Raw genomic sequence first — 3,676 nt, 5'->3', positions numbered from 1 at the left:
ACCTTCAGAACAAAATTATCTTAACTTTGATGATCATATTAGATCTGTAAATAATATGTCAAAATTTAATCTTGATACTGAAAGTATTTTTCTTAGATTGCATCAAAATTTAAATTAATGAATAAAAATTTCTATATAACTACACCAATATATTATCCTTCGGCTAAGCCTCATATGGGGCATGCTTATTCAAGTATTATTGCTGATTTTTTCGCCAGGTTCAAAAGAATAGATGGTTTTAATGTGCATTTTTTAACTGGCACTGATGAACATGGTTTAAAAATCCAGCGTTCAGCAGAAAAAAAGAATATTGAACCATTATTATTCTGTGATGAAATTAGTGAAACATTCAGAAATTTGTCATCTAAATTAAATTTAACAAATACAGATTTTATTAGAACTACAGAAGATCGTCATAAAAAATCCGTTCAACATTTATGGAGTGAGCTCGAAAAATCAGGAGACATATATTTGTCTAAATATTCTGGTTGGTATTCTGTATCTGATGAAGCTTACTATAATGAAGATGAAATTGATGAAATAGATGGAGAAAAAATTGCAAAATCTTCTAAATCTAAAGTTGAATGGATTGAAGAGGAGTCATTTTTTTTCAAATTATCAAAATGGCAAAATTCTCTTCTTGATTACTATGAAAAAAATCCTGATTTTATATCACCTGAATCTAGGAAAAATGAAGTTATAAGTTTTGTAAAGAGCGGACTAAAAGATTTATCAGTTAGTAGAAAAAGTTTTTCTTGGGGTATAAAGGTCCCTAATAATAATGAACATATTATATATGTATGGCTAGATGCTCTAACAAATTACATAAGTGCTCTCAATTATCCTGACAAAAATAATGATCTCTATAAAGAATTTTGGCCAGCAACAATTCATTTAATAGGAAAAGATATTTTAAGGTTTCATGCTATATATTGGCCTGCTTTTTTAATGGCTGCAAATCTACCTTTGCCAAAAAAAGTATATGGTCATGGATGGATACTTTCTGAAAATGAAAAAATGTCAAAATCAAAAGGAAATATTTTAGATCCTTTAGAAATAATTGAAAATTACGGTTTGGATCCGCTTAGATATTATTTAATTAAAGAAGTTTCTTTTGGTAATGACGGAAATATATCTCAAGAAAGACTTGAAGATTGTATAAATAGCGACTTAGCAAATAATTATGGTAATTTATGTCAACGTGTAACTGCGTTCGCTTCAAAAAATTGTGATGAAAAGATTCCTAAAGATATAGAATTTAATAAAGATGATAAAAATATTTTAGAAAATTATGAAAAAAATTTACAAACTATTAGAGAAAAAATTGATAACCAAGATATTAATTTTTACATTAATTTTATTGTAAACTGCTTATTTGATGCAAATAAGTATTTCAATGATCAAGAACCATGGAAAAAAAAAGATAATAAAAAAAGATTAAATACTATTGTTTATACAACTCTAGAAATTGTAAGAAAAATAACTTATTTATTATATCCAATAATTCCATCCTCTTCATTGAAAGCGTTAAAAATTTTTAATTTGAAAGAAAGTGATATTAATTTATCTTCCATTAGCAATCATATTTATTTAAAACAGGGAAACAAATTAAATAAAGTAGGAATTTTATTCAAAAAAATAGAAAAAGAAAATGATTGATTCTCACTGCCACTTAGATCATGAACCGTTATTTGATAATCTAGATGCAGTAATTCAAAGATCAAAGGATGTTGGTATTACAAAATTACTTACTATCAGTACTTCTTTAAAGAGCTTTCAAAATATTAAAGAACTTATACAAAAAGATGAAATAATTTATGGTAGCTTTGGTATACACCCTCATGAAACTAATAATGACCAATTAACAAAGGAATTAATTATTCAAAATTCAAAACCCTATAAAAGAATTATTGGAATAGGGGAGACTGGCTTAGATTTTTTCTACAAAAACTCTAATGAAAAAAATCAAAAAACTAGTTTTGTAAACCATATTGAGGCTGCTATAGAATTAGATTTACCTATAATAATTCATTCAAGAGATGCTGAGATTAAAACTTTTGAAATTTTAAAATATTATAGGAATCAAAATCCTAAACTTTTAATGCATTGTTTCACAGGTAGTTTAGATTTTGCAAAAAAATTACTAGACCTTGGATCTTTTTTTTCAGCAAGTGGAATAATAACATTTAAAAATGCAAAAGATTTGCAGGATACATTTAAGTTTATACCAATTGAAAAAACACTTATTGAAACTGATAGTCCTTTCTTAGCACCAATACCAAATAGAGGAAAAAAAAATGAACCATCATTCATTAAACATACCGCTATTAAACTTAGTGAAATAAAAGAAATAAATTTTGAAAAATTAGTTTATGAGACTACAAAAAATTTTAATAGATTATTTAATTTTTCATGAAATTTATAATATTAGGTTGTGGTAGTTCAATGGGTGTACCCAGAGCTGATGGTAATTTTGGAAAATGTAGTCCTAAAAATAAAAAAAATTATAGAACTAGATGTTCAGCTTTATTAAAAACTGCTAATAATAATATTTTAATCGATACTTCACCAGATCTAAGACAACAATTAATCAATAATAAAATTAACAATATAGATCATGTTCTATTTTCACATATGCATGCAGATCAAACACATGGAATTAATGATTTAAGAGTTTTCTATATGAAAAATAAAAAAACTATTCCTGCTTATGCCGATACTGCTACTGCTAGATATCTAAAAAAAGCTTTTAGTTATTGCTTTAAATCATTCAGTAAAGAATATCCCGCAATAATTCATTTAAATAAAACTAAAAATATTATGAGAATTAAGGACAAACAAAAAACTATAAAAATAAACTCATTTCCTGTCCCTCATGGAAAAGTAAAGAGTGTTTGTTACATTTTTGATAAAAAATTAGCATACATAAGTGACGTAAGTAATATTGAAAAAAAGTGTTTTAAATATTTTAAAAATTTAAAATATCTGGTTATTGATTGCCTTTGGTATAGATATCATCCGTCACATCTAAATTTAGAAAAAGTTTTAGAATTAACAAAAATTTTTAAACCAAAAAAAACGATTTTAACAAATCTCCATTCTGATCTTGATTACAAAGAATTATTAAACAGATTACCAAAGAAAATAATTCCTGCCTATGATGGAATGACTTTGAATTTATAAAATATTTTCTAAAACAGTTATAATTTTTGAAGATAATGGTTTTGTAAATGAACCATATGCTTCTTCAATTTTACCTTCATTATTTATTATGATTTTATGGAAATTCCATTTTGGAACAGATGAATTACCAAAATTTTCTTTTGCCCATTTATAAATGGGATGCGCATCATCACCCTTAACTTTAATTTTTTCTGTTATAGGAAAAGTAATATTAAAATTTGTTTCACAAAATTCTTTTATTTCTTTATTTGATCCAGGTTCTTGACTGCCAAATTGATTTGAGGGAACACCTAAAACTATAAAATTTTGGTCCTTATATTTTTCATATAGATTTTGTAAATCTGTATATTGTTTTGTAAAACCACAGTTACTTGCAACATTTACCATCAAAATAGTTTTACCTTTATAATCTGACAATTTAATATTCTCACCTGTAATAGATTTAATTTCAAAATCATAAAAAATTTTTTAATCTATCTCTTATACAAATCTC

The 3,676-nt window shown here is 25.4% G+C and carries 4 protein-coding genes; 3 read left to right on the top strand and 1 reads right to left on the bottom strand.

Features of this window, described 5'->3' with window-relative positions; genetic code table 11:
- Positions 1–117: 117 nt before the first annotated feature.
- From metG to ACTT9D_RS06910, 3 genes are read left to right on the top strand one after another with little or no spacing between them, the layout of a single operon-like run.
- Positions 118–1,659 carry a methionine--tRNA ligase gene (metG, locus tag ACTT9D_RS06920; protein WP_440931050.1) on the top strand — a complete coding sequence of 514 codons (1,542 nt, stop codon included), beginning with the start codon at positions 118–120 and terminating at the stop codon, positions 1,657–1,659.
- Complete coding sequence (locus ACTT9D_RS06915; RefSeq protein ID WP_440931049.1) at positions 1,652–2,416, top strand: TatD family hydrolase; 765 nt, start codon at positions 1,652–1,654, stop codon at positions 2,414–2,416. The genes metG and ACTT9D_RS06915 overlap by 8 nt, the downstream gene beginning before the upstream one ends.
- Positions 2,413–3,183 carry an MBL fold metallo-hydrolase gene (locus ACTT9D_RS06910; RefSeq protein ID WP_440931048.1) on the top strand — a complete coding sequence of 257 codons (771 nt, stop codon included), beginning with the start codon at positions 2,413–2,415 and terminating at the stop codon, positions 3,181–3,183. Before ACTT9D_RS06915 ends, ACTT9D_RS06910 begins: the two co-directional genes overlap by 4 nt.
- Here ACTT9D_RS06910 and ACTT9D_RS06905 read toward each other — a convergent pair.
- Positions 3,178–3,648 (bottom strand): glutathione peroxidase, encoded by a 471-nt coding sequence (locus ACTT9D_RS06905; protein ID WP_440931051.1) that lies wholly within the window; start codon positions 3,646–3,648, stop codon positions 3,178–3,180. The two genes, ACTT9D_RS06910 and ACTT9D_RS06905, sit on opposite strands and share 6 nt — an antisense overlap.
- Between the last annotated feature and the right edge of the window lie 28 nt (positions 3,649–3,676).

It is taken from the genome of Candidatus Pelagibacter sp., assembly GCF_052049815.1.
Lineage (GTDB): Bacteria > Pseudomonadota > Alphaproteobacteria > Pelagibacterales > Pelagibacteraceae > Pelagibacter.
Note: the sequence above shows the minus strand (reverse complement) of the source record. Positions and strands in the feature narration are given on the sequence as shown.